Source organism: Paenibacillus sp. FSL H7-0323 (genome assembly GCF_038002725.1).
GTDB classification, from domain to species: domain Bacteria; phylum Bacillota; class Bacilli; order Paenibacillales; family Paenibacillaceae; genus Paenibacillus_AQ; species Paenibacillus_AQ odorifer.
Window position 1 is genome coordinate 2,670,254 of sequence record NZ_JBBODB010000001.1, and the last position, 24,426, is coordinate 2,694,679.

At 46.1% G+C, this 24,426-nt stretch carries 29 protein-coding genes; all 29 read right to left on the reverse strand.

Annotated elements, in window-relative coordinates:
• Nucleotides 1-38: 38 nt before the first annotated feature.
• Nucleotides 39-1,136 carry a histidinol-phosphate transaminase gene (hisC, locus tag MHH89_RS12190; RefSeq protein ID WP_076127634.1) on the reverse strand — a complete coding sequence of 366 codons (1,098 nt, stop codon included), beginning with the start codon at nt 1,134-1,136 and terminating at the stop codon, nt 39-41.
• A gap of 60 nt (nt 1,137-1,196) precedes the next feature.
• On the reverse strand, nt 1,197-2,021 hold the full coding sequence (gene trpA / locus MHH89_RS12195) for a tryptophan synthase subunit alpha (RefSeq protein WP_076127517.1): 825 nt from the start codon (nt 2,019-2,021) through the stop codon (nt 1,197-1,199).
• Nucleotides 2,018-3,217 (reverse strand): tryptophan synthase subunit beta, encoded by a 1,200-nt coding sequence (gene trpB / locus MHH89_RS12200; RefSeq protein WP_076127515.1) that lies wholly within the window; start codon nt 3,215-3,217, stop codon nt 2,018-2,020. The genes trpA and trpB overlap by 4 nt, the downstream gene beginning before the upstream one ends.
• Nucleotides 3,214-3,891, reverse strand: a complete 678-nt coding sequence (locus MHH89_RS12205) for a phosphoribosylanthranilate isomerase (RefSeq protein WP_076281431.1) — start codon at nt 3,889-3,891, stop codon at nt 3,214-3,216. The genes trpB and MHH89_RS12205 overlap by 4 nt, the downstream gene beginning before the upstream one ends.
• Nucleotides 3,884-4,714 carry an indole-3-glycerol phosphate synthase TrpC gene (gene trpC, locus MHH89_RS12210; RefSeq protein ID WP_036676246.1) on the reverse strand — a complete coding sequence of 277 codons (831 nt, stop codon included), beginning with the start codon at nt 4,712-4,714 and terminating at the stop codon, nt 3,884-3,886. Before trpC ends, MHH89_RS12205 begins: the two co-directional genes overlap by 8 nt.
• Entirely contained in the window at nt 4,704-5,744 is a 1,041-nt protein-coding gene (gene trpD / locus MHH89_RS12215; RefSeq protein WP_175618936.1) for an anthranilate phosphoribosyltransferase, read from the reverse strand. The genes trpC and trpD overlap by 11 nt, the downstream gene beginning before the upstream one ends.
• A gap of 41 nt (nt 5,745-5,785) precedes the next feature.
• On the reverse strand, nt 5,786-7,351 hold the full coding sequence (gene trpE / locus MHH89_RS12220; protein ID WP_076127509.1) for an anthranilate synthase component I: 1,566 nt from the start codon (nt 7,349-7,351) through the stop codon (nt 5,786-5,788).
• Nucleotides 7,352-7,783: 432 nt separating this feature from the next.
• Complete coding sequence (aroH, locus tag MHH89_RS12225; protein WP_076127508.1) at nt 7,784-8,158, reverse strand: chorismate mutase; 375 nt, start codon at nt 8,156-8,158, stop codon at nt 7,784-7,786.
• Nucleotides 8,152-9,255 (reverse strand): 3-dehydroquinate synthase, encoded by a 1,104-nt coding sequence (aroB, locus tag MHH89_RS12230; RefSeq protein WP_076184012.1) that lies wholly within the window; start codon nt 9,253-9,255, stop codon nt 8,152-8,154. The genes aroH and aroB overlap by 7 nt, the downstream gene beginning before the upstream one ends.
• Nucleotides 9,256-9,257: 2 nt before the next feature.
• A complete protein-coding gene (gene aroC, locus MHH89_RS12235) occupies nt 9,258-10,427 on the reverse strand; it encodes a chorismate synthase (RefSeq protein ID WP_076302762.1) in 1,170 nt (389 codons plus the stop codon).
• Nucleotides 10,428-10,619: 192 nt separating this feature from the next.
• Nucleotides 10,620-10,808 (reverse strand): hypothetical protein, encoded by a 189-nt coding sequence (locus MHH89_RS12240; protein WP_312148616.1) that lies wholly within the window; start codon nt 10,806-10,808, stop codon nt 10,620-10,622.
• A gap of 78 nt (nt 10,809-10,886) precedes the next feature.
• Nucleotides 10,887-11,690 (reverse strand): CheR family methyltransferase, encoded by an 804-nt coding sequence (locus MHH89_RS12245; protein ID WP_036676236.1) that lies wholly within the window; start codon nt 11,688-11,690, stop codon nt 10,887-10,889.
• 27 nt (nt 11,691-11,717) lie between these two features.
• Nucleotides 11,718-12,161, reverse strand: coding sequence for a nucleoside-diphosphate kinase (ndk, locus tag MHH89_RS12250; RefSeq protein WP_076127503.1), 444 nt, complete (start codon nt 12,159-12,161; stop codon nt 11,718-11,720).
• Nucleotides 12,162-12,260: 99 nt separating this feature from the next.
• Nucleotides 12,261-13,229, reverse strand: a complete 969-nt coding sequence (locus MHH89_RS12255) for a polyprenyl synthetase family protein (RefSeq protein ID WP_076127501.1) — start codon at nt 13,227-13,229, stop codon at nt 12,261-12,263.
• Nucleotides 13,226-14,086 carry a menaquinone biosynthetic enzyme MqnA/MqnD family protein gene (locus MHH89_RS12260; protein WP_076101474.1) on the reverse strand — a complete coding sequence of 287 codons (861 nt, stop codon included), beginning with the start codon at nt 14,084-14,086 and terminating at the stop codon, nt 13,226-13,228. Before MHH89_RS12260 ends, MHH89_RS12255 begins: the two co-directional genes overlap by 4 nt.
• A 4-nt stretch (nt 14,087-14,090) precedes the next feature.
• Nucleotides 14,091-14,693: a UbiX family flavin prenyltransferase gene (locus MHH89_RS12265; protein WP_076278344.1), complete on the reverse strand. Its 603-nt coding sequence runs from the start codon at nt 14,691-14,693 to the stop codon at nt 14,091-14,093.
• Nucleotides 14,693-15,565 (reverse strand): UbiA-like polyprenyltransferase, encoded by an 873-nt coding sequence (locus tag MHH89_RS12270; protein ID WP_076127498.1) that lies wholly within the window; start codon nt 15,563-15,565, stop codon nt 14,693-14,695. The genes MHH89_RS12265 and MHH89_RS12270 overlap by 1 nt, the downstream gene beginning before the upstream one ends.
• Nucleotides 15,558-16,304: a demethylmenaquinone methyltransferase gene (locus MHH89_RS12275; protein WP_076127632.1), complete on the reverse strand. Its 747-nt coding sequence runs from the start codon at nt 16,302-16,304 to the stop codon at nt 15,558-15,560. The genes MHH89_RS12270 and MHH89_RS12275 overlap by 8 nt, the downstream gene beginning before the upstream one ends.
• Before the next feature lie 9 nt (nt 16,305-16,313).
• Nucleotides 16,314-17,207, reverse strand: a complete 894-nt coding sequence (locus MHH89_RS12280) for a heptaprenyl diphosphate synthase component 1 (RefSeq protein WP_232061419.1) — start codon at nt 17,205-17,207, stop codon at nt 16,314-16,316.
• A 91-nt stretch (nt 17,208-17,298) separates the two neighbouring features.
• On the reverse strand, nt 17,299-17,841 hold the full coding sequence (locus MHH89_RS12285) for a hypothetical protein (protein ID WP_076184017.1): 543 nt from the start codon (nt 17,839-17,841) through the stop codon (nt 17,299-17,301).
• Nucleotides 17,842-17,934: 93 nt separating this feature from the next.
• Nucleotides 17,935-18,183 (reverse strand): trp RNA-binding attenuation protein MtrB, encoded by a 249-nt coding sequence (mtrB, locus tag MHH89_RS12290; protein ID WP_051490908.1) that lies wholly within the window; start codon nt 18,181-18,183, stop codon nt 17,935-17,937.
• A 116-nt stretch (nt 18,184-18,299) separates the two neighbouring features.
• Entirely contained in the window at nt 18,300-18,572 is a 273-nt protein-coding gene (locus MHH89_RS12295; protein WP_036676223.1) for an HU family DNA-binding protein, read from the reverse strand.
• A gap of 378 nt (nt 18,573-18,950) precedes the next feature.
• Nucleotides 18,951-20,429, reverse strand: coding sequence for a stage IV sporulation protein A (spoIVA, locus tag MHH89_RS12300; protein WP_036676222.1), 1,479 nt, complete (start codon nt 20,427-20,429; stop codon nt 18,951-18,953).
• Nucleotides 20,430-20,866: 437 nt separating this feature from the next.
• Nucleotides 20,867-21,613: a DUF3939 domain-containing protein gene (locus MHH89_RS12305; RefSeq protein ID WP_254847661.1), complete on the reverse strand. Its 747-nt coding sequence runs from the start codon at nt 21,611-21,613 to the stop codon at nt 20,867-20,869.
• Nucleotides 21,614-21,643: 30 nt separating this feature from the next.
• The gene (locus MHH89_RS12310; RefSeq protein ID WP_076218703.1) at nt 21,644-22,012 is read right to left on the reverse strand and encodes a 2Fe-2S iron-sulfur cluster-binding protein; all 369 of its coding nucleotides are present in this window, start codon (nt 22,010-22,012) and stop codon (nt 21,644-21,646) included.
• A gap of 34 nt (nt 22,013-22,046) precedes the next feature.
• The gene (locus MHH89_RS12315; protein WP_036676218.1) at nt 22,047-22,226 is read right to left on the reverse strand and encodes a DUF2768 family protein; all 180 of its coding nucleotides are present in this window, start codon (nt 22,224-22,226) and stop codon (nt 22,047-22,049) included.
• 197 nt (nt 22,227-22,423) lie between these two features.
• Nucleotides 22,424-22,699 (reverse strand): stage VI sporulation protein F, encoded by a 276-nt coding sequence (locus tag MHH89_RS12320; RefSeq protein WP_038572437.1) that lies wholly within the window; start codon nt 22,697-22,699, stop codon nt 22,424-22,426.
• A gap of 66 nt (nt 22,700-22,765) precedes the next feature.
• Entirely contained in the window at nt 22,766-23,806 is a 1,041-nt protein-coding gene (locus MHH89_RS12325) for an NAD(P)H-dependent glycerol-3-phosphate dehydrogenase (RefSeq protein ID WP_076218702.1), read from the reverse strand.
• Nucleotides 23,799-24,416, reverse strand: a complete 618-nt coding sequence (gene plsY / locus MHH89_RS12330) for a glycerol-3-phosphate 1-O-acyltransferase PlsY (protein ID WP_036676213.1) — start codon at nt 24,414-24,416, stop codon at nt 23,799-23,801. Before plsY ends, MHH89_RS12325 begins: the two co-directional genes overlap by 8 nt.
• Nucleotides 24,417-24,426: the final 10 nt, after the last annotated feature.

Genomic DNA, 24,426 nt, shown 5'->3' on the forward strand with positions numbered 1-24,426 from the left:
AACTACCTGCCTTCTTTAGTCTTGACTTGCTGTTATTACTAGGCGCGTACTCCACTCTCTATAAGAGTTTGTTCCAGCGCGGTGATAAAAGCCGTGTTCTGCTCAGCCGAGCCCACAGTAACCCGAATATAAGTCGGATAAACCTGGTGACCCGCTCTTACGATGATTCCTTTACGCATCAAAGCATCAAAGACCTCTGTAGCAGGCTTTCGAACATCTACCATGATGAAGTTCCCGTGTGCCGGGAAGGATTCTAGGCCCAGACGTTTGAATTCACCTTGCAATTGGACAATACCCGCGCTATTAAGACGACGACATTCCTGTACGTAATCTTGATCATTCAAAGCAGCAAGAGCTGCAGCTTGAGCAAGCCGTGAGGTATTAAAAGGCTCACGTACCTTGTTGATCAACGAAATGATCTCAGGACTCGCAACACCGTATCCAATACGCAATGCAGCTAAGCCATAAATTTTGGAGAATGTGCGGAGCACAACCAGATTCTTGTAACGAGTCAGTAACTGGATGCCATTGGAGTATGAAAGATCTGTTACATACTCACAATATGCCTCATCAAGGACAACCATTACATTGGAAGGCACAGCATCCAGGAAAGAAACCAAAGCTTCCTCTGGAACAATCGTACCTGTTGGGTTATTCGGATTACAGATCCAGATAACCTTAGTGCGGTCCGTTATACGGGCCAGCATCCCATCCAGATCATGTGTACCTTTTACAAGTGGCACCTCAATAGATACCGCACTTTCGATGTCTGCGTTACTCTTATACACGGAGAAGGTTTGGTCCGCCATGATTGTCTCATCACCCGGTAAGAAAAAGGCACGAGCAATAAGTGCAATAATCTCATCTGAGCCACAGCCAAAAATAATATTGTCGTTATTCACGCCAAGACGGCTGGAAAGTGCTGAAGTCAATTCAACGGCTGAGCCGTCCGGATAAAGATAAAGATTCTCAAGTTCTGCTAGAATTGCTTCTTTTGCACTCGGTGAAGCTCCATACGGGTTTTCATTGGATGCAAGCTTAATAACCTCACTTAAGCCAAGCTCCTTCTTGACTTCGTCTATAGGTTTCCCTGGTTTGTAGACAGGGAGATTAACTATATTCGGTTTTGGATTCATACAATAGTCCTCGCTCTCCATAGTTGATTACTCCACTATACACAGGTCAGAATGACACTGTTATGGTCTTTTTAATTGTGCCACAAATTCTCGAATTTGCAACAGTCCCTCATTCCGCGTAGCAGGATGATCGAGCAACGGAATTACCTCTTCTATTTTGCGGACAATGGCACTCCCTACTACAACACCATCGCAAATCTGAGCAAAACGGGCAACCTGTTCGCCAGTAGAGATCCCAAATCCTACAGCCACTGGCAGATCCGTAGCTTGACGAACGGAATCAATAAAGGCTTCTACATCCGCATGGAAAGAGGATCTTTCTCCAGTCACCCCTAATGAAGATACACAATAGATAAACCCGCTCGCACCGGATACAATCTTTGCAATACGTTCGCTTGAGGTTGGTGCAACTAAAGGAATGAGGTTGACTCCAACTTCATCACTACGGCGCCGCATCTCCGCTGATTCCTCAACGGGAAGATCCGGGATAATAAGTCCGCTAATTTCATGTTTGTTCAGATCAGCAAAAAACGTATCTAGACCCATTTGCAGAATAGGATTGTAATAAGAAAACAAGATAAATGGCAAACTGCTGCCGGCTTCACGAGCCTTTAACGCGGTCTCCATGCAAGTGCGCAGGTGAACTTCACCCCGCAGTGCCCGGGCAGATGCTCGCTGAATTACAGGGCCGTCTGCAAGCGGATCAGAGTATGGTACTCCTAGCTCCAGAATATCTGCCCCTGCTGTCTCCAGTTCAGTGATGATGGCAAGAGTAGTCTCCAAATCCGGATCTCCAACAGTCAGAAAAGGAATCAATGCGGTCCGGTTCTCAGCTTTTAGCTTTCGGAATACCAAATCCATCCGGTTTGTAGTTTGGGTTGTCATTCAGTTCCCTTCCCTTCTGTATACGCCATAATGGATTCTACGTCTTTGTCTCCCCGGCCTGACAGGCAGATGACAACAATGTCATCCTTAGTAAGGGTTGGACCCATTTTTACAACATGTGCTATCGCATGCGCCGATTCTAACGCTGGAATAATGCCTTCCGTTACACATAGCAGCTTCAGTGCATCTAGCGCCTCTGCATCTGTAATCGGGACATATTTTGCGCGTTCGATATCTTTTAGATAGGAGTGTTCAGGACCTACACCAGGATAATCCAGGCCTGCGGAGATGGAATGTGCTTCTGTTACTTGTCCATGCTCATCCTGCAGGAGATAACTCATCGATCCCTGGAATACGCCATGAGTTCCTTTACTCATTGTTGCCGCATGAAAAGGGGTATCAATGCCTTTACCAGCCGCCTCTACACCAATCATACCGACATTTTCATCCTCAACAAATGGATAGAACATACCGATGGCATTACTGCCACCGCCTACAGCAGCTACGAGCACATCCGGCAGCCTTCCTTCAGCCTCCAGAATCTGGCGCCGTGTTTCATCCCCAATAACCCGCTGAAAGTTACGAACCATCATCGGATAAGGATGCGGTCCTACAGCTGAACCCAATATATAGAAGGTATCATCTACATTGCTAACCCAGTAGCGAAGCGCTTCGTTGCCGGCATCTTTTAAAGTACGCGATCCGGAAGTAACGGGAATCACTTCTGCACCAAGCAGCTTCATCCGGAATACGTTAAGGGCCTGGCGACGTGTATCCTCTTCCCCCATAAACACCTTACATTCCATACCTAGCAAAGCTGCAACTGTAGCTGTGGCTACACCATGTTGACCCGCACCCGTCTCAGCGATTACCTTCGTTTTTCCCATCATTTTGGCCAAAATCCCTTGACCAATCGCATTGTTAATCTTATGGGCACCTGTATGATTCAAATCTTCACGCTTCAGATATATTTTAGCTTCTCCCAGATGTTTGCTCAGCCGTTCCGCATAATACAGCGGGGTCTCCCGTCCGGAATACTGCTTTAATAGATAATCTATTTCTTCCTGAAAAGCTGGATCTGCCGAAAACTTACGGTAGGCCTCCTCCAACTCAATCAATGCATTCATCAAAGTCTCGGGCACGAAGCGGCCTCCGAATGAACCGAAACGTCCATGCTGGTCCGGTACTTGTATCATGATTGCTTCACCCTTTCCACAAAAGCTGTCATTTTTTGAATATCCTTAATGCCGTCAGTCTCTACTCCACTCGACACGTCTACCCCATACGGGGCATAGGTATCAAGCAATTCACCAACATTATCTGTATGAAGCCCTCCAGCCACAAACAAGGGCAAGTCATGTTGTACTGCAATTTCTTGGTAAGTAGGTAATTTATTCCAAGCGAACGTTCGGCCGGAGCCGCCACTCTGCAATGGATCATAAGTATCTAATAAAACCGCATCTACTGCAGCTGCGTAATCTTCCAAGCTATATTCATTTTCAGCTTTATCCCGCTCTTGATCCGCAACGGACAGTGCCTTCCATACCTGAACCTGTGGATAAGCTCGGCGAACCTGCTGGCAAAAAGCTGGACTCTCCTGTCCATGAAGCTGAATTACATCTAAATGCACCACAGACAGCAATTCGTTCAACTCATCCAGCTCCGGATTAACAAAAACCCCGGCAGCCTTAGGAATTTCACCAGTCTTCCAATTTGGAAGCTCTGCAATCAGTTCGGCAGCACGCTCTATGGATACCTTCCGGCGGCTAGGTGCAAAAACAAATCCGATATAATCTAGTGGTAAGTGTAACATAGATTTTAGCACTTCAACGTCCTGAAGTCCACAGATTTTTACTAATGTCTCAGCCATGCCGGACACGGTCCTTTCCATTAGGAAGCTCACCGAGCAAACCGTTAACCGCATCCTCTACGTTAGCTTGACGCATTAGATACTCCCCAACGAGCACTCCGTGAGCACCAGTAGTTCTTAAGTAGCCGATGTCTTTTGACCCGGAAATTCCACTTTCGCTGATCACTGGAACACCTTGCGGCACAAGAGCTGCCAGCTCGGCTGTTGTCTCCAAAGAGGTCTCAAAGGTACGTAGATTACGGTTATTAATTCCTAGCAGGACGTTAGGTTGGGTTATCTTTTCTGTGCTCAGTACAACCGCCAGTTCATTTCGGTCATGCACCTCAATCAAGATATCCAATCCAAGCCCTGAAGCTATATCTATAAAATGAGATAGTTGTGCCGGTGTCAAAATAGCGACGATTAACAACACGGCATCCGCTCCGAGAAGACGTGCTTCGTAGATCTGCTTCTCATCGATAATAAAATCTTTGCGAAGCAGCGGCAGATTTACAGCTTCTTTCACTTGCTGCAGATAAGCTGCGCTGCCCTGGAAATATTCTGTGTCCGTCAGAACAGATAAGCAATCTGCACCTCCAGCTTCATACCCTTTTGCAATGGAAACAGGATCAAAATCCTCACGGATCAACCCTTTGGAAGGAGAAGCCTTCTTCACCTCAGCGATCAAGCCCATATCTCTGTTCTTCCCTTGGGTCAGAGCCTTACGAAAGCCTCTTGTTGCCGGAAGAAGCGCAATATCACGCTCTGCTTGTGCCAGCGAAAAGTTTTTACTGAGCAGTTCAACCTCTTTAATCTTAGTCGCGACAATTTTATCAAGATACATAATTAAGTTCCTCCGTCATAGCTACAAGCTGATTAAGCTTGGATAGTGCCTTGCCTGAATCCACTACTTCTTTTGCTCTCTCTACGCCTCCGGCCATGGTATCTGCCAGACCAGCAACATATATACAGGCTCCGGCGTTAGCAAGAACGATATCGCGATAAGGATTCATCTGCCCTTGAAGGACCGAGGTAATAATCGCCGCATTTTCAGCTGCATCTCCACCCAGCACAGCTTCCAATGGATGTCTGTTAAGACCTAATGCCTCTGGCGTTACCTCATACGTGGTTACGATGCCCTCTTTTAGCTCAGACACTAATGTAGGGGCCGAGATGCTGATTTCATCCAGACCATCCAAGCTGCTAACAACCATCGCACGCTTGGACCCCAGCTCCTTCAGTACATTAGCCACCGTCTCTGTCTTATTCCGATCATAAATCCCCAGCAGCTGACGGTCAGCACCAGCGGGATTCGTAAGCGGACCAAGCATATTAAAAATCGTCCGCACTCCAAGCTCTTTACGCGGTGCTGCCGCATGCCGCATCGAAGGATGATAGATTTGTGCGAATAAAAAACAAATGCCGATTCGATCCAAGCATTCCCGAGCCTGATCCGCATTCAGATGAATGTTGACGCCCAAAGCTTCAAGTACATCTGCACTTCCTGCTCTACCGGAAGCTGAGCGGTTGCCATGTTTGGCAACTCGTACCGAAGCCGCTGATGAAATAATCGCTGAGGCGGTAGAAATATTAAACTTATGGATGCCGGAACCGCCCGTACCACATGTATCTAGCAGACGCGCTTTTTCAGTAAGGACAGGTGTGCCGAAACCTCTCATGGCTTCCGCAAACCCCGTAATCTCCTCCACGGTCTCTCCCTTAATCCGTAAAGCGGTTAGCAGTGATCCGATTTGCGCCTGTGAAGCCTCTCCCAGCATGATTGCACCCATTATATCCCGTGCTTCTACACGTGTCAGACTTTTGCCTTCGATTAGTCCAGCAATTCCTGATTGTATCAATTTTGTTGCATCCATAATGTTCATCCTCCCAGCCTTAATGTAATCTTTTTTATTAATCAAACCACCTGTTCAGGGGTATATGCGTACATGTAATCTTGATTGATGACTTGTTTCTCTTTTATCTCGGGTGGGAACATAGCCTCTGCCATACGAATAGCTTTTAGCATGCCCTTCGCTTTATTCACCGTCTCTTCATACTCTTTCTCCGGAACCGAGTCCCAAACGATACCCGCTCCAGCCTGCACATATGCTCTGCCCTTACGGAAGATGATTGTACGGATGGTGATACATGAATCCATATTTCCCGAGAATCCCAAATATCCAATCGCCCCCGCATAAGCACCACGGGCTTCTCGCTCCAATTCAGCAATAATCTCCATTGCCCGTAGCTTAGGTGCTCCTGAGACAGTACCGGCTGGCAGACAGGAGAGAAAGGCATCAAAGAAATCTTTATCCTCGCTAAGCGTGCCTGACACATTCGATACCATATGCATGACATGAGAGTATCTTTCAATTTCCATAAAGGAATCACATTTTACAGAACCGAATTTGGACACTCTTCCTAAATCATTACGACCTAGATCAACTAGCATCAAATGCTCTGCACGTTCTTTTTCATCCTCCAGCAGCTCCGCGGCGTAAGCACGATCCGAAGCTTCACTTTCACCTCTTGGTCTTGTTCCGGCAATCGGCCGTGTCTCCACGCGATTTCCATCTACCTTTACGAGCGCTTCCGGTGAGGTTCCAACAATAATCTCTTCATCCATTTTCAAATAATACATATATGGAGATGGGTTAAGCGTCCTGAGCATCCGGTATACATGCAGTGGAGAAACTTCCGTTTCAATATGCAGGCGCTGCGACAACACCACTTGAAAAATATCGCCAGCCCGAATGTATTCCTTCGCTTGTTCTACGTTGTTGATATATTGTTCTTTAGTCAGGTTGGAATGAATCTCACCCAGCTCAATATCCTGCGGAATGCTGCGGCGGTTCACATTTTCCTTAGGCCCTTCCTTCTGCAGCTCTTCGGCCATATCCTCAAGCTTACGACTTAAGCTTTCGTAATTGGATTTGATATCTGAGTCCGTATCACCGTCTTTAACATGCAGGTTGCCAACTAGGAGAATTTGTTGTTTCACATGATCAAAAACAATGATGCGATCACAGAACATAAACCGGATATCATCCATTTGGAGATCATCTACTGGATGCTCAGGCAGCTTCTCATAATATTGCAGCAGATCATATCCAAAAAATCCGATCGCTCCTCCAGTAAAAGGCGGCATCTCATCCAGCTTAGGGCTACGGTATGAACGAAGCAGCGCCTTAAGCTCCTCAATCGGCTTTCCATGCAGCTGTTTTTTCTTCCCGTCGATCTCTACGTTAATTGCACCCTTTTTTCCCGATATCATTAAAAAGGGATCGCTGCCGATGAACGAATACCGGGCCCATTGTTTGCCACCCTCTACACTTTCTAGTAAGAACGCGCGGTCACGTTCAGCAAAACGTTGGAATAACCGGATAGGTGTTTCCATATCAGCCAGCAGCCGCTTCACAACAGGAATCAGATTATAATCCTGCGACAGCTTTACCACCTCTTGAACACTCGGATTCGTCATTTTTAGATGCCCCCTCAGTTATATAAATCTTTCCGAAACACAGAAAAACCCTCTACCAAAGTAGAGGGTTTGTGTAAGTAAGTATATGTTTTTGAGCAATGATCAGCATCGTTATGTTGTGCCTACAGACTTATCTCTAAATAAGATACATCACGGATGTGAAATAACACTCCAGTACATATCAAAATAAAGACTCTGCGTACACAAAAACTGCTAATCAGGCATAAACGTCTTCAGCATCCTTATAAGGACGGTAAGCGTATATGCGTGAAATATAAGAATGTATAGAACAAAGCTTATACTTTCTTATATTCGCAAAAATTTCTTGCACTCTGCTCAACTATACTCATCTCAACTCAACTAAACTCTTCTATACTCGGCTAATTACACTATACATGATGACAAGGGTCATTGACAACCCACAACTCAAATTTAAGACTTACTCTGCGACAAATCCGGACGAAGCTTCTGAGCTTCATTCAGATACACATGGCGGATCTCACGCTGTGATTTATCCGTATTAAACTGCACCATTAACCGGATACACATCGGCAGGCTGCCTTTGACCGGGATCTCGGTTGAACACATAAGCGGCACCATTTCCCAGCCCTCAATCTCACGAATGGCTCTTGCCGGAAAAGTAGCATCCAGATCATTGGTCATCGTAATCCATACATTGCTAATATCCTCAGCTATAACATTATTGCGTTCAACGATCTCCCGCAGCAGCACAACGGTTTCACGCAAAATCTCTGTTTCTTCGTTATTAATCACGGTAGTTGCTCCGCGAATCCCTCGATTTACCACGGTTTCCCCTCCTTTTTAAGCTCTGCCAGAACCTCTCGCACAAGCGATTCCTGTACATCGTTTACAATACTAACAGCTCCTATGGCATCAGGCACAATAAAAGTCATTCTGCCTTCTTTGAATTTCTTATCATGCATCATCGCTTCCATTAGCTCCTCTTCATCATATTCAGAAGGAAGCTGTATAGGCAGTGAAAGTGCAGATAACATAGATACTGTATCCTCATAGATGGATCGGTCACGTCCAAGCTTTACAGCCAGCAGCGCCGAACCCGCCATACCAATCGCAATCGCTTCACCGTGCAAAAACACACCGTATCCGCCAACCGCTTCAATAGCATGGCCGATCGTATGGCCTAAATTCAGGATCGCCCGAAGTCCATGCTCACGTTCATCGTTCGCCACGACATGAGCTTTGATCGCACAACCGCGCTCAAGGGCATAGCCGAGAGCTTCAGCATTCAAAGCAAGCAGCTCATCAGCATGTTCACGGCACCAATATGCAAATTCTTTGTCCATAATCAGACCATGCTTCACTACTTCAGCTAAGCCAGAAGAGACTTGGCGCGGCGGAAGCGTGCGAAGGGTATCCAAATCGTAAAGCACCAGCGAAGGTTGATAGAACGCACCAACCATATTTTTGGCTAGTGGATGATTGACAGCCACTTTGCCGCCTACGCTGCTGTCATGGGCCAGAATCGTCGTTGGAATTTGTAGAAATCCTATTCCGCGCATGTAGGTAGCTGCTACAAAACCAGCTAAATCACCAACAACTCCGCCACCTAAAGCCAACACCGCTGAGTTGCGATCCAGTCCCGCTTGAATCGCGGTCGTCATAACCTCTTCATACACGGTTAATGATTTGGATGCTTCCCCTGCCGGCATAATATGGCTTACTACGGTATAACCTTGCTGACGTAGAGCTTCTTCAAGCGCCGGTAAATACCGTGGAGCTACTTCACTATCACTCACAACCAGTAGCGGGCTACGAGTGGACAGTCCAGCCTCAGCACAGTACTGGGCAATGTTCTGCAGCAGACCACTACCGATGTGGATTGGATAAGAACGATCTCCCAAATCTACATTGATTGTACGCATGATTAATAACTCTCCAATTGTGCAAGATAGTTTTCATAATTCGCTTTAATTTCTTCGAGAGAATCCCCGCCGAATTTATCAAGAAATGCTTTGGCAACTTCCCATGCCACTACGCTTTCCAAAACCACACATGCCGCTGGAACCGCACATGCATCCGAACGTTCTACTTGAGCTGTAAAAGGTTCTTTCGTATCGATATCTACACTTTGAAGTGGCTTATACAAGGTAGGAATAGGCTTCATAACACCACGAACCACTACCGGCATGCCATTCGTCATCCCGCCTTCAAAACCGCCTAAACGATTGCTTGCGCGATAGTATCCTTTAGAAGCTTCATACATAATTTCATCATGGACTTGCGATCCACGCAATTTTCCCGCTTCAAATCCAATGCCGATTTCAACGCCTTTGAAGGCATTAATCGACATCACTGCCCCAGCGATCGCCCCGTCCAGCTTCCGGTCTGACTGTACATAGCTGCCAAGTCCAATGGGCAGTCCTTCGACGATACATTCAACGATTCCACCGATGGAGTCGCCCTCTTCCTTGATCTGATCTATGTAAGCCTCCATTTTCTGTTCTGTTTCTTTGTCGACAACTCTGACAGAAGACTGTTCTGTCCGTTCAATCAGTTCATCGATAGGCAGATCATTTACAGGTGCCTCAATTTCACCAATGCGAATGACTTGACCTGCTACTTTCACACCAAAAGCTGCCAGCAGCTGTCTGGCTACAGCGCCACATGCGACTCTGGCTGCGGTTTCGCGGGCACTGGAGCGCTCCAGAACGTTGCGAAGATCCGTATGATTGTACTTCAATCCACCATTCAAATCTGCATGTCCAGGACGCGGCCGATTTACCCGGCGTTTTTCTTCATCACTGCCTGGAATAGGTTCAATATTCATAATGTTCTTCCAGTGAGTCCAATCCTTGTTCTCTACTACCAAGGCTACCGGAGCACCCGTAGTATAGCCGTGACGTACTCCACCTACAATTTGTGCCGTATCTTTTTCAATCTGCATGCGGCGTCCACGTCCGTATCCCTTTTGTCGACGATGCAATTGAAAGTTAAGCTCTTCAAAATCCAAAGTTAAATTACTTGGCAATCCCTCAATAATAGCCGTTAGCTGGGGGCCGTGCGTTTCCCCCGCTGTTAAATAGCGTAAACTCATGATGTCTTCCCCCTTTTATACTTTTAAACTGTAAACCGCTAAAATCCTATGATCTTTGCTCATTATAGTATAGGGAATCCGCTTTGACAAGAAAGGGATCTCCCTAGAAACACTGTATGTATACCGAAATAAAAAGCGCCATCCATACCCTTAAGAGTATGAATGGCGCTCCTCGGCTCGGTCCTCAGCTTGTTAGCTGCCGAGCCGCTGGCTTGGTGAAGGGAATGTAGACTTACGCTCTTCCAGCTGCAGAAGGCGCTCCAATTGCATTTCTTCCACACCGAGAATTTGCCCGCACTCACGAACGGTGATAAAGCCTCGTTTGTACGCGGCAATGACCTTGCTTTTGTCCATCGGTTTAACTTTCCTTTCACTTAGCATACAGATTCTACTATCCAGTATCACTGAACTTTTGCGAAAGTATACCTTTGAAGTTAATGGCGAAGGAGCAAAAAGTATTTATTTTTTACGATAGAAAAAAGTTTCCGTCGATTCAAAGCCATATTGAGCCGGTGTAAAGATTTGCTCTGTGCTGCCCACAAACAAATAACCACCCGGACGTAAGCTAGCCGAAAACTTATGATAGAGCTTGTTCTTCGCTTCTTCAGTAAAATAGATCATTACATTGCGACAAATAATAAGATCGAAACCTTCGTCGAACTTGTCCAAGAGCAAATTTTGTTTGCGGAAATCTATGTTTTTCTTAAGTGAATCGCTGACCTTGAAGACAGGGCCTTCCGGCGTAAAATAACGTGCTGCCACGTCTTTCGGCACATCCTTTAAAGAACGTTCCAAATAAAGACCCTGCTTTGCTTTGGATAAAGCGCCATCATCAATGTCAGTGGCAAGAATACCTGTCTGCGCCAATATATTCTTGTCCGACAAAATCATAGCCAGCGTGTAAGGCTCTTCGCCTGTGGAACATGCCGCGCTCCACAGCTTTAATTTGCGGCCCGACTGCTGGAGGTCAGGGAGGATAATATCCCGCAAAACTTCCCAGCGATTCGGATTCCGCCAGAACTCAGAGACATTGATCGTCATTCGATCTAAAAATTCATAAAATAAGTCCTTATTTTTCATCATCGCTGCAAAAAAATCACTGAAGGTATGATAACCATTCTTCATCCGAAGAGTCGTCAAACGCCGCTTCATCTGTGCTTCTTTATATTGAGCCAGATCAATTCCGGTGCTTTGTTTAACGTTGTGAATAAATCCGCTATAATCTGGATCTGTTGTTAATGCTGCAACATTACGATCAGACATGTTAATCCCCTGCCTCCCACCTGGACCTTACATCCAGACTGCGATGTCTTTGTTATACTGATTCAGTTCATCTGGAGCAAAGAAATTAGCAATTTCCCGTTCTGCACTTTCAGGCGAGTCTGATCCATGAATTAAATTAAGTGGTGTATGGCTGGCAAAGTCGCCACGAATCGTGCCTGGCAGAGCTTCTCCAACTTTTGTTTTGCCTATGAGTGTCCGGGATAAAGTTACGACATCATCGCCTTCCCATACCATTGCAAACACTGGACCTGAAGTGATGAAAGAGACCAGCTCTGAAAAAAAGTCTTTGCCTGCATGCTCAGCATAATGTCTTTTCGCTTGATCCTCACTCACTGTAATCAGTTTAGCAGCGACCAATTTAAACCCCTTATCCTCAAAGCGGGCAACAATACGCCCTATTAATCCACGTTGAACTCCATCAGGCTTGACCATCAGATACGTCTTTTCCATAGAAGCACTCTCCATTTTCCCATTTGAAGGGTTGTTTTGACGCTATCTTAACAGAAACATTGCTTTCTGGAAACGTTTAATTTCAATCTCACCAGAAGATCAATAACTTCTACCTGTTATAAAATACGCAATATCGCGCAGATTGCGCTTAGTCTTATTGTTAGGCAATTGTTCCAGCGCCGCCAGCGCCTTGTCGATATAACGTGAAGCGAGCTCCTCAGAACGGGCGATTCCGTCTCCGGAAAGAATGAGATCAATCGCATGTCCTACCGTGCTATGTCCCTCACGTATAGACTTCAGTTCCTCAAGCAATGACTCGCGCAGTCGCTCATCCTCAAGACTATAAATCACTGGAAGTGTAATGTTTCCTTGCCGCATATCACTGCCCGGAGGTTTACCGATCTGTTTCTCTGTGCCTGAGAGATCCAGTAAATCATCACGAATCTGGAACGCCATACCCACGTTATATCCATAATTATAAAGCAGACGAGCTACTTCTGGATCTGCCTCAGCAGCAAGAGCGCCGAGTTGGCAGCTAACTGCAATCAGCAGGGCTGTTTTGCGGCGGATACGCCGTAAATAATGACGTACACTTTGCTCACTGTTGAAAAAGTCACGAATCTGCTCCATCTCTCCGATCGACATTTCGATCATCGCCTTAGACAGAATTTGATGAATTCGTGGATTCTTCAGCTCCGTAGTCATAACCAGCGCTTTTGCATATATGTAGTCACCAGTGTACATGGCAATTTTATCGCCCCATTTTGCTTTCACGGTGAGTTCACCACGGCGCAATTCTGCATCGTCGATCACATCATCATGGACCAGTGAAGCGCTATGGATCAACTCTAACGGTATCGCCACCCGTTTCAGTTTTTCCAGATCATACTTACCGAATTTCCCGCCCATTAGGACAAATACGGGACGTAATCTTTTGCCGCCTGCCTTTAATAAATGCAGGGAGGTTTCTGTAAGCAGATCGTCATCCCCCTGTACACTGCGGTACAGCTCTTTTTCAATCTGATCCATATCTCTGTTCAGTAATCCGAATATTTGCAGTCGTTTCATTCTTTCACCCGTGTCAACAGTTTATGGCTCCAAATCTCCATCTTCACTTCCTGCGGCAGCAGGCCCATCTCATAGGCATAGCGGAAATAGAGGTTCAAACCTTGCTGCTGCCTTTCTCCAAAATCATAACATAAATTGCGGAAGTACCCTTCCCAATAAGACTTTGTTCCTCCAATGTTAGAACAAGCTGCTTGTACAATAGGATCTAAATCTCTCAATCCCCGCATTTTACTCTCGGCAAAAGCCTCTGCAATCTCAGAAATAGCTTCCGGTTTGTCCTCCGCAGCCTTTCGATTCACTGCCCAGACCGCAAAGGTCATCCCTAAGCCCGTCCATTCCTTCCAAACCTCAGCTAGATCAGTAACGATATAACCTTGATCCTGCCATGAGGCCTTAATAGCATTATCACCAATTAATAAACAGGCATCCGCTTCATGCATCATGGCATCCAAATCAGGATTAGCGCTAATATACTCCGGTTTATTGCCAAAAGCTTTTTCCATTAAAATTTTCAGCAAATTTACCGAGGTTGCAGAAGTATTCGTAACAGCGATCTTACCGCTGCCAATCTGAGCAAATGGCACCCTGGAAAAAAGGAATATTGATCTCACAGGACCATCCGCGCTAACCGATAAATCAGGTAGAAGTAATAATTTGTCACTGGCCTCAGCATAAGCAAAAGAGGATAAAGCACCTACATGAATAGTTCCACGGCTCATCCCCTGATTAAGAATGGCAGGTACCTCACTCACCATCTCTGCAGGATATTTCAATGCAGAGGGATGAAAATTGTGAAATACCGGCCATGAGTTGGTATAGCTGATTTTGCCGATGATGGTGTGGCTGTTATTGTCCATCCTTTCAATCCCCCCATCTTCGAAATAAATTGTGTTCAATATTAAAGCTGTCAAGCACTTTGCCCACCATGAAATTAATCAGATCATCCATACTTTGCGGCCCAAAATAAAAAGCCGGCATTGCGGGAATCATCCGAACTCCCAGACGGGACAGCTTCAACATATTCTCTAGATGAATAGCATGCAGTGGAGTCTCACGAGGTACAAGCACCAGTGGGCGGCCTTCCTTGAGCATAACGTCAGCAGCACGTGTCATCAGATTATCAGAGGTCCCATTCGCTACCGCGGATAATGTTCCCATAGAGCAAGGCATAATAATCATCCCTTCCACACGAAACGAACCACTTGCAATGGATGCGCCGATATCCGCAACAGGATGATAAAGCAGAGAACCGGGATAGCCATTGAACCTTTCGTTCAAAAAGCCCTCCCGGTCTGATGCGATATAGCCAAGTTCTTCTTTAAATACACGCCAGCCCGCATTACTAACTACCAAATGCACGGAGTAGCCTAGTGACAACAAGGTTTCAGTTAGACGAACACCATATATCGCACCGCTTGCTCCTGTAATTCCAACCACGATGTTTTTCGGTTTAGTAAGCGTCATTAGTAGAACTGCACCACCAAGTCAATCAAAGTGAAAGAGAACACCACGATGCTCAATACGCCGTTCATAGTGAAAAAAGCAGTCTGCAGACGGCTCAGGTCACTCGGAGATACAATGTAGTGCTCATAAAAGAGAATGATATATGCGATGATCATGCCTGCTACATACCACCAGCTTAAATCCGTCATAAACAGCAACGATACGAATCCAATCGCCGTGAGAATGTGAAATACGCGGGCAATAAAGAGTGCACCTTGAACCCCGAACCGAACCGGAATGGACTTCAAGCCCTCTTTTAGATCAAACTCAACATCCTGACAAGAATAAATTACATCAAAACCTGCAGTCCAAAACACAATAGTGAAATAAAATACCATTGAAGTCCAATTCACACTACCAGTTACAGCTACCCAACCGCCTAAAGGTGCAAGCGCAATGGTCAGACCGAGGATAAGATGGCAGGCCCATGTAAAGCGCTTAGTAAATGAATAAATGACAAGAAGGAAAACTGCGATTGGCAAGAGCTTGGCCGACAAAGGATTCAGCTTAAAGGCTGCCCAAAAGAGTAAGAAAAACGAAATGCCGATAAAAATGACGACTTCACCGATCTTCAATAATCCTGCAGGAATAGCTCTTCCCGCTGTGCGTGGATTCTTAGCATCACTTATCCGGTCAATCAGTCGATTCAGCCCCATAGCAGCGCTCCGTGCCCCAAACATAGCCACTACGATCCAACCAATCTGGCTCCAGGTAGGTAGCGTGCCAAACATGACAACGGAACCAAGTAAAGCGCCCATAAAAGCAAAAGGTAAAGCAAATACCGTATGTTCAAACTTGATCATTTGTAAAAAGATACCGATTTTCTTAAACATTCCCGTTCTCCTTGAGCCCAATATGTAATGCCGCGATGCCTCCGGTCAAGGGGAAGGATTCCACTTTTTGCAGTCCGGTTTCACGGAAAATAGCAGCTAATTGCTCCCGGTCAGGGAACAGCGCCAGCGATTCTGGCAACCATTTGTATTGCTCATACCTTTTAGCGAATAACTTGCCCAGCAATGGGAGTACACGCTGAAAATAAAAGAAATAGATACCTTTAAACGGTTGTTTCATCGGCTTGGAAAGCTCCAGGCAGACCACCATTCCTCCGGGCTTCACCACCCGTTTCATCTCGTTCAGCACTTGAACAAGATCCGGTACGTTGCGGAGTCCAAAACCAATCGTTGCATAATCAAATGCGTTGTCTTCAAAAGGCAACTCCATAGCGTTGCCCTGTACGAGAGAGATCCGGTCCTGAAGCTTGCGCTCCTCCACCTTACGGCGCCCCACTTCAAGCATGCCTGCACTGAAGTCGAGCCCTATCACATTCCCTGTCTGTGAGGCTTCGGCCAAGGCAATGCTCCAATCGCAAGTGCCGCAGCATAAGTCTACAGCTGAATCCCCGCGCTTCATACCCATCTTCTTCATCGTGAACTTACGCCAAGCCTTATGCCGACGAAAGCTTAAGATGTCATTCATCAAATCATATTTACCTGCAATACTCTCAAACACCGAGTGCACAAACTGTTCCTTCGGTTTGCTGTTATCACCCACAGCAGTTGTAGTTTTGTCCATAGTCATCCACTAACCCTCCACGGCTGCTTGTCCTGAGACTTTCATCTGCAGGAGAATACGATCCAGCGCTATCTCAAGCTCTCTAAGCAGGCTTTCGTCTTTAACGCTTTGTAATAGTCCCTGAATCGACTGAATCGACTGATGGAGCTTGTCCGTCAGCAGAGAATCACATTTATATTTCATCTTCAGCATCTTCCAGTCCTTCTGATCAAGGTTCTGGTCTTGAAGCTGTTTGCGTTCTTCCTCTGTCGCTGACTCCAGCATCTTCCAGTAGCAATAACCATTGCTAGCATTCTCAAGGTTATCACAACGCTGAAGCTCTATGGCAACAGTTTCGCACTGACTGAACTCTGTCAATAACTTCTCCCACAATTCCACTAAGGAATTCTCGATCATGGGCGTAAAAGAAAGGAACAGCCGCATATTGAGCTGTACCATGTGCCGCAAGTATTGTTCAGCCGAAAGACGGATTCCTCTCATCTTCACATAGAGGTTCGCTTTCAAGACATTGAAATCAGCAATCGCCTTACTCAAGATTCCAACCATCTCAATCTGATCACTCTTTGCAAGCAGATGGTAAAACCAGCTACTAAAATAATCGCCAGCCAATACCTTTAATTGACGGGAACGCATAGGATCTCCACCGCGTCTATCATTCGAGCGGTCAATTACCTCATGTGTATCTAGTCCAAGTTGAATAAGTGCGGTTACGAGCGTATACAACTCACCAGTACTTCCTTTTACAGAAGATCCATGGTTTAGAAAAATATATAACAAATGACCCCGGCCATCAGAAAACGGCGGCAAATCCGTATGCTTCTGAATCATGTCGTAGTCGGTGTAGGGTTTTGCCAGTTGCGGTATGCAGTACGGTTTCATTTCAGCCTCCGAAGCCATTGACATTTATATTAATTCCTTTGTTCACAATCTTGTCTATTATATCACATGTTTTTTTGTCACGCACTGTGATACAACTGAGTTTCTTTTATTCTTCTCAAGGATAAATGAACTGCTTCTTCCAGAGCTCAGTCTCACTAATACGGAAGCCCGTCTTGAGACGCTCGGAAATGGGGAAATTACCCGCAGACTGAAGTTCATTCTGGAGTTCAACGGACCACTCCGCGCGTCTGATATCCCCTGCTAGCAGCAGCCGGCGGCTATCCAGCCATTTATCCATGACCACGATGCGCAGCAGGAGCTGATCCACATTCGAGGTTTCTTGAAAAGCAAAAGAAATAGTCTGTGCCATATTTCGATAAAGCTCCTGGGGTTCATGATCATTTCCGCTCACTTTTAAATCCAGAGACAGAACGTGATCCTCCCAGTCTACGCTATCAATGGATAAGGTCAATGGAAGTGCGCCAAGAACATCAACAAGATTATCGTTGTCTAGCACCGTGTTATGGCCGCCAGTAAAAGTCTCCACTGCACCATTTCGCTGCTGTAAGGTTGAATCCATATCTGCCACTTTGGGCAATATTACAGCAGAGGTTGCAGTCAAGAGTAATACGGCTCCAACCCACCAGGCCTTGTTCATGAACACGCCCCCTTATCCATAATTCCCACTCTTAGCGGAATACGATCATTTATCTTTACTATATTTTGAAAAAAAGCAGGCTATGCCTGCTTTTCAGCTTTCACTTTCCAATTGTCCGTGCTTTGTCCATATTTCAGCCTTACCGCGGATCTTCATCGCTGAGGTATGATCAGTAAACTGGGCAATCAATACCTCGCCCTTATCCAGCTTCTCTGTATGATGAAAACGTGTATCTGTACCTCTGGTTAACCCAATGACCTGAACGCCATTATCTTTAGCCTTAACCACAATATAGTCGCTGCCCGTTGGAAGCGGAGTAGTACCCGTATTTTTATCCATCATCACTCATCCTCCTCTAAACCTATTATACAGTTCATAGTATTTCAAAAAACAAATGCCGCCTTGGAGGGCGGCATAGTTGTTCTTAAAAAGACTATGGGATAGGTATGTAGAAATCTTTATTTGATTCCGTCTTTCAGCGCCTTACCGGGTTTGAATGCCGGTACCTTGCTTGCAGGAATTTCGATTTCTTCACCAGTTTGCGGGTTACGGCCTTTACGTGCAGAACGCTCACGCACTTCAAAGTTTCCGAATCCAACCAGTTGTACTTTATCACCGCTTTGCAGTGCTTCTGTAATTGCTTCGAAAACCGCATCTACAGCTTTAGTAGCATCCTTCTTGGGAAGTTCAGTTGCTTCTGTAACTACATTGATCAAATCTGATTTATTCATGTTTTCTCACCTCCCTGAGTAAATTCTCCGGTATCATACACTGTTTCCGTTTCAACGTAAAATATACGTGATAATCCCGTTTAAAACTTAACTTTGGCGCCCTTAGACCTTGAAGCGCAACAAACTTATAGTAATACAGCCCATCCATAAATTCAAGCTGTTACTCAAAAAAGGAGCAGAAATTATCATCTATACTTGCATATTTATCTAAATTCGATCTAATTTGTTAGACCTATAGGAGCAGTTAAGGTCTTTATTTCATCAGAATAATTGAGTCAGATTCACCGTTATTATAGGAACTAGGTATCAAGTTTTAGGATAGCTACAAATAAAAAAGAGCAGGATTTCTCCCACTCTTTGAATTTATTTATATTCAGCTTAGAGAATAATTGCAATAAGTCCGCCGGAACCCTCATTTATAATGCGGCCAAGCGTTTCTTGCAGTTTGTAGCGCGCATTATCCGGCATCATAGCTATCTTGCCTTGAATTCCTTCTCTTACAATGGAGTGCAGGGAGCGGCCAAAAATATCGGATTCCCAAATCTTAATAGGATCATTCTCAAAGTCCTGCATCAGATAACGAACCAGCTCTTCGCTTTGCTTTTCCGTTCCGATGATTGGCGAGAATTCAGACTCCACATCCACCCGAATCATATGAATGGATGGTGCCGTAGCCTTTAAGCGAACCCCGAAGCGAGAGCCCTGACGAATCAGTTCTGGCTCGTCGAGTGCCATTTCGGCTAAAGATGGAGCCGCGATACCATAGCCAGTAGTCTTGACCATTTCCAAAGCTTCTGAGAATCGGTCGTATTCTCGTTTCGCATGTGAGAACTCCTGCATAAGCTGGAGCAGATGATCCTTACCGCGGATCTCAACCCCCACCACTTCCATCAGAACTTGATCGTACAGCTCTTCTGGAGCATACAGGTCGATCTCTGCTACACCCTGACCCATGTTCATACCACTTAGGCCAGCTTTATCAATAAAGTCATATTCGGTGAACTGAGATACGAGGCGGTCAACATCCCGCAGGCGGCGAATGTCTTTTACAGTATCGCGAACGGAGTTCTCATAACTACTACGCAGCCAGTGGTTTTCTCCAAGCACCATAACCCAGCTTGGCAGATTTACATTTACTTCATGCACTGGGAATTCATAAAGCACTTCCCGCAGCACACCCGTTACGTCATCTTCGCTCATGTTTGCGGCGCTTAGCGTCATAACTGGGATATCGTATTTGATGGCTAGCTCGTTACGGAGCTGCTGCGCTTCCTCACTGCGTGGCCGGGTGGAGTTAATGACAAGCACAAACGGCTTACCCACTTCCTTCAGCTCTGCAATGACGCGCTCTTCAGAGTCCACGTACGAGTTCCGCGGAATTTCTGCAATCGTACCATCTGTTGTTACCACTACACCTAGCGTTGAATGCTCCTGAATAACCTTACGTGTCCCGATTTCTGCCGCTTCCTGAAAAGGAATAGGCTCTTCAAACCAAGGTGTAGAGATCATTCGTGGTCCATTTTCATCCTCGTAACCTTTTGCACCCTCTACAGCGTAACCCACACAGTCTACCAGACGAACATTAACCTCAAGCCCTTCCGCAACCTTGATTTGGACTGCGTTGTTTGGCACAAACTTCGGTTCTGTCGTCATAATCGTTTTGCCTGCTGCGCTTTGCGGAAGCTCATCCACAGCTCTTACTCGATCAGCCTCATTCGTGATGTTTGGCAGGACAATGGTTTCCATGAAGCGCTTGATAAATGTCGATTTCCCCGTGCGAACCGCGCCGACGACGCCAAGATAAATGTCTCCGCCGGTACGCTCGGCAATGTCCTTGAAAATATCCACTTTTTCCAAAAGAGATCCCCTCCTCATATTACTCCGAAGAAAAAATGCCTGAAGAGCATCGACTTCGCGTTCCGCCGGTAATCTGACCCTTGCAGGACATCAACCGGACTTATCGTATGCCCGCCCGAAGCCTAGCTGCTTTCGACCGGGACGTACTTGCCCCGCGCTAAACTCCGAATGCTCGGACATGCATTTGGACTAGTATCATCATATGTATCCGGAACGAATTTATGACCCGTATTCGCGCATTTCCCAATGTAATTTCAAAAAAAGTTAAGTCTGCGCGCCGCAAGGCGTCTGACGCCCGGAAGCTTACTCATCCATCTTATGAGGTAGGATTCGTTGATAGAACTATTTTTAGTGGATGCTGAGATTAAAAGGTTATTAACAAAAAACGCCTAATGCCCCGGATAAAACCGAAGCTTAGACGCTTTTAAACTATAACTCTAACTTGGAGGCTGTGGGATCGGCTGATTATTAATCCATAGATACGGCAAAGACTTTACGGGAACGTAATATGAAGCTTCCTCCAGATCCAGTCGCAAGTCCTGATTCTTGTCGTGCTCTCCACCCTTCTTATCGACGGCAGCCATGATATCAAAAACATAATCTACGTAGACAGTTCCATCCTTATCCATGATAAAGTCAAGAACTTGACCGGAATAGACGCTAGTTAAGGTTATAGAGCTTGTACCCGCCTGCTTATGATCAATGGTATACAATCCGGGGTATAGCTCATCAAGCACAGGCAGGTTGCCGCCATGAGCTGATTTATAGCGGTTAACCTGTCGTTGCACGTCATTCACCTTTTGAACCGTAACAAGGTCCATCACCTTCACCACAGGATCAATTTCCTCATTCAAAATAAGAAAATAAGCACTTCCACCCTGCTCAAAAGCGGTAGCCGGTATATCATCCAAATATCCCTTATTATTCAACTTCCCCAGGTCAATACGAAACTTCTCATACCTTGGAGTAGTTTCATCCGCATTAAGAATGGGCAGTACCCCTTCCTCCTGTTGATAATCATCAACGGCTGCTTGTATCCGTTTAACACTTTCCCGATAATTAACACTAGCCCGCTTCTCTTCACCTGGGTATAGACAGCCCGAAAGCGTAAGCGCGAGCGATACCATCCCTAGCAAAAGCTTGGCCCCTGCCTTCAGTTTCATTTTATATCCTATAAACTCCAACCGAGTCCCTCCCACGGTGACATTCTTACGCTACCACAGTTCATCTTCTTCCCCACGCCGCGCTGCTTCAAGCTTACGGCGCACCGCAGCCTTCAGTGGATCTTCCGGCACCTGAACGGTTACGTCGCTCCATACGGCAGCCTGACAGGCCAGACGCGTTCCTTCTTCTAAGGCCGATCCAAGCTTACGCCGCTCAATATCTCCGGGAGGCCTTACTGCAGAAGCCTCTTCCTTCGCGACTGTAACCTTGCACATCAGGCAGCCTGCTTTGCCTCCGCATCTAGTTGTAATTGGCACTCCTGCTTTACGAGCGGCCTCTAATAACGAAATGCCACGGTTCACAACAGCTTTACGACCTTCTGGTTGAAATACAACGGTAACTCCTTTTTGTGATTTCATGATGTTACTTCCTTCCTCAACACTATGTAACTGCTTACATAATTGAAACAACTCCGCCCAATAGGCCCACTAACATGATGACAAAAGCAAGTATAGACAGTACAGCCTTAAGCAATCCCTTGGTTTTGCTCCGAGCAAAAGTTATAAGAAATACTGATAATCCCATAATCAGCATCGCAATCAGGGATAACCACATTTTCGTCATCGGATCCATGGTCAAAGCCCCCATTCGCCTGTAATTTATTAGGGACTATTATATCATGACCTTATCCTTTTCTGTAAAAAAACATCATTTTTTATGTATTATTTTAAATAAATTACACTTCGTGAAAATTATCAGGAATATAAAAAAAAGCAAAAGACGACGGAATCGTTCATTGATCCGTTTTCTTTTGCTCACCCAACTTAAAGCTATTTTTTAAGCATCATTTTCATTAAAGACTCCATTGTGCTGGAACCTGCGCCGCCTTTTTTAACGGCATTGATAATCTCCTGCACAGTAGCTTCACTGACCGGCACTTTCGCCATTGATGACACCTGCTTAATTAACTGGCGGAGCTGGGCTTCATTCTGCGTAGTTCCTGGCTTTACCGTACTGGCTAGCTTTTTGACGGCACTTTCCGTAATGTTCTTGCCCGCCTTTTTGTTAATGGCGTTCAATGCATCCTTGGAAAAATCTCTGCTCACTTTTCATCCCTCCTCCGTCAATCCCCATTACAACATATGAGAATTTGCGGAAAAAGGTGAACAGGATCAGGAATGCCACTGCTCCCAAGTTTCCTGGGAGATCGACTCAAGCTCAGGCTTACGATCACGACCCATCAAGGCTTCAACCGCACTGCGTGGGCTTCTTCCTTGAAAGAGCACATGATAAATCTGATCCGTAATCGGCATCTGCACACCCAGCTTGAGCGAAATTGCATAAGCTGCTTCGGTAGTACGTATACCTTCGACTACCATCCCCATGGATTCCAGCACCTCGGCCAGCGGCTTGCCTTGACCAAGCATGGACCCAGCGCGCCAGTTACGGCTGTGCTGACTAGTAGCCGTCACAACAAGGTCGCCAATTCCGGCAAGGCCCGCAAAGGTCAAAGGATTGGCTCCAAGCTCAACTCCCACCCGAGATATCTCGGCGAGTCCACGGGTCAAAAGCGCTGCTTTAGCATTGTCCCCATATCCAAGGCCATCGGATAGACCTGCACCAAGGGCAATAATATTCTTAAGAGCTCCGGCAAGCTCTACCCCTACCTGATCACGATTCGTATATACACGGAAATCGTTGTTGATGAACAATTCCTGCGCTTCGGCGCTACGTTTGTCATCAGGTGAAGCAACTACAACGGTTGTAGGACACCGGCGTACAACTTCCTCTGCATGACTTGGACCGGAGAGGACGACGATCTGCCCTTCGTCACAGCCTAGTTCCTCTGCAATTACGATGGACATCCGCTTATTGCTTTCCGACTCAAAGCCCTTCGTAGCATGAACACATAACATGTCATCCTTCCAGAATGGCTTCAGACTGCGAGCAACCTGCCGCATTCCTGAAGACGGAGCTACAATTACAACCGCCTTAGAACCGGACACTGCCGTTTCCATATCCGTAGTTGCAATAATGTTAGCTGGCAGTGCGATGTCAGGCAGATACTTATTATTCGTATGAGAGCCATTGATCTCGGCAGCTTGATCAGAGTTGCGTGTCCACAGATAAACTTCCGAGTGGTTTGCAGCCAGCACGCTAGCCAGCGCAGTTCCCCAGCTCCCCGCTACAAGTACGGTAACTTTATCAGACAACACGATTCCCTCCTTTAACTTTTGAGCCTATCTTGTTCTCACGGCCTTCTACGATCTTTACAATATTCGTCCGGTGCCGCCAGAAGGCGAAGACCGCAATAATAATACTGGTCCAGAGCACAGGTTGTGTAAATCCTGTCAACAATAAAGCCACTGGTGTCAGTGCTACAAAAATTAATGAGCCAAGGGACACGTAACGTGTGATAAAGATAGACAGGATGGCGATGATACCGGCGAGCAGCGCTGGCCATAAACAAAGCGTAGCCATAACACCGATCGTAGTAGCAATGCCTTTCCCCCCACGAAAACGAAAATAGAGCGGCCAATTATGTCCGATGATGGCAGCGATTCCGCAAAGAGCCGGAACCCAGGTTCCCCAACCGCCGACCCAGGTTCCTAACCATACAGCGGCCACCCCTTTCAGCACATCCAGCAACAGCACTAGTATTGCAGGACCTTTACCTAATACACGCAGTGTATTGGTAGCTCCCGCATTTCCGCTTCCGTATTGACGGATATCAATTCCCTTTAGCAACTTTGCAAGCAGTACACTAAAGCTGACAGAACCAAGCAAATAGCTTACAACGATAACCAGAAGTTCAAGCGCCACACTTCTTCTC

What these genes read in the sequence shown, in the direction of transcription:
- hisC (WP_076127634.1), bottom strand. Translation starts at nt 1,136, where the DNA reads ATGAATCCAAAACCGAATATAGTTAATCTCCCTGTCTACAAACCAGGG.
- trpA (WP_076127517.1), bottom strand. Translation starts at nt 2,021, where the DNA reads ATGACAACCCAAACTACAAACCGGATGGATTTGGTATTCCGAAAGCTA.
- trpB (WP_076127515.1), bottom strand. Translation starts at nt 3,217, where the DNA reads ATGATACAAGTACCGGACCAGCATGGACGTTTCGGTTCATTCGGAGGC.
- MHH89_RS12205 (WP_076281431.1), bottom strand. Translation starts at nt 3,891, where the DNA reads ATGGCTGAGACATTAGTAAAAATCTGTGGACTTCAGGACGTTGAAGTG.
- trpC (WP_036676246.1), bottom strand. Translation starts at nt 4,714, where the DNA reads ATGTATCTTGATAAAATTGTCGCGACTAAGATTAAAGAGGTTGAACTG.
- trpD (WP_175618936.1), bottom strand. Translation starts at nt 5,744, where the DNA reads ATGGATGCAACAAAATTGATACAATCAGGAATTGCTGGACTAATCGAA.
- trpE (WP_076127509.1), bottom strand. Translation starts at nt 7,351, where the DNA reads ATGACGAATCCGAGTGTTCAAGAGGTGGTAAAGCTGTCGCAGGATTAT.
- aroB (WP_076184012.1), bottom strand. Translation starts at nt 9,255, where the DNA reads ATGCGTACAATCAATGTAGATTTGGGAGATCGTTCTTATCCAATCCAC.
- aroC (WP_076302762.1), bottom strand. Translation starts at nt 10,427, where the DNA reads ATGAGTTTACGCTATTTAACAGCGGGGGAAACGCACGGCCCCCAGCTA.
- MHH89_RS12240 (WP_312148616.1), bottom strand. Translation starts at nt 10,808, where the DNA reads ATGCTAAGTGAAAGGAAAGTTAAACCGATGGACAAAAGCAAGGTCATT.
- MHH89_RS12245 (WP_036676236.1), bottom strand. Translation starts at nt 11,690, where the DNA reads ATGTCTGATCGTAATGTTGCAGCATTAACAACAGATCCAGATTATAGC.
- ndk (WP_076127503.1), bottom strand. Translation starts at nt 12,161, where the DNA reads ATGGAAAAGACGTATCTGATGGTCAAGCCTGATGGAGTTCAACGTGGA.
- MHH89_RS12255 (WP_076127501.1), bottom strand. Translation starts at nt 13,229, where the DNA reads ATGAAACGACTGCAAATATTCGGATTACTGAACAGAGATATGGATCAG.
- MHH89_RS12260 (WP_076101474.1), bottom strand. Translation starts at nt 14,086, where the DNA reads ATGGACAATAACAGCCACACCATCATCGGCAAAATCAGCTATACCAAC.
- MHH89_RS12265 (WP_076278344.1), bottom strand. Translation starts at nt 14,693, where the DNA reads ATGACGCTTACTAAACCGAAAAACATCGTGGTTGGAATTACAGGAGCA.
- MHH89_RS12270 (WP_076127498.1), bottom strand. Translation starts at nt 15,565, where the DNA reads ATGTTTAAGAAAATCGGTATCTTTTTACAAATGATCAAGTTTGAACAT.
- MHH89_RS12275 (WP_076127632.1), bottom strand. Translation starts at nt 16,304, where the DNA reads ATGGACAAAACTACAACTGCTGTGGGTGATAACAGCAAACCGAAGGAA.
- MHH89_RS12280 (WP_232061419.1), bottom strand. Translation starts at nt 17,207, where the DNA reads ATGTCAATGGCTTCGGAGGCTGAAATGAAACCGTACTGCATACCGCAA.
- MHH89_RS12285 (WP_076184017.1), bottom strand. Translation starts at nt 17,841, where the DNA reads ATGAACAAGGCCTGGTGGGTTGGAGCCGTATTACTCTTGACTGCAACC.
- mtrB (WP_051490908.1), bottom strand. Translation starts at nt 18,183, where the DNA reads ATGATGGATAAAAATACGGGTACTACTCCGCTTCCAACGGGCAGCGAC.
- MHH89_RS12295 (WP_036676223.1), bottom strand. Translation starts at nt 18,572, where the DNA reads ATGAATAAATCAGATTTGATCAATGTAGTTACAGAAGCAACTGAACTT.
- MHH89_RS12310 (WP_076218703.1), bottom strand. Translation starts at nt 22,012, where the DNA reads ATGAAATCACAAAAAGGAGTTACCGTTGTATTTCAACCAGAAGGTCGT.
- MHH89_RS12315 (WP_036676218.1), bottom strand. Translation starts at nt 22,226, where the DNA reads ATGGATCCGATGACGAAAATGTGGTTATCCCTGATTGCGATGCTGATT.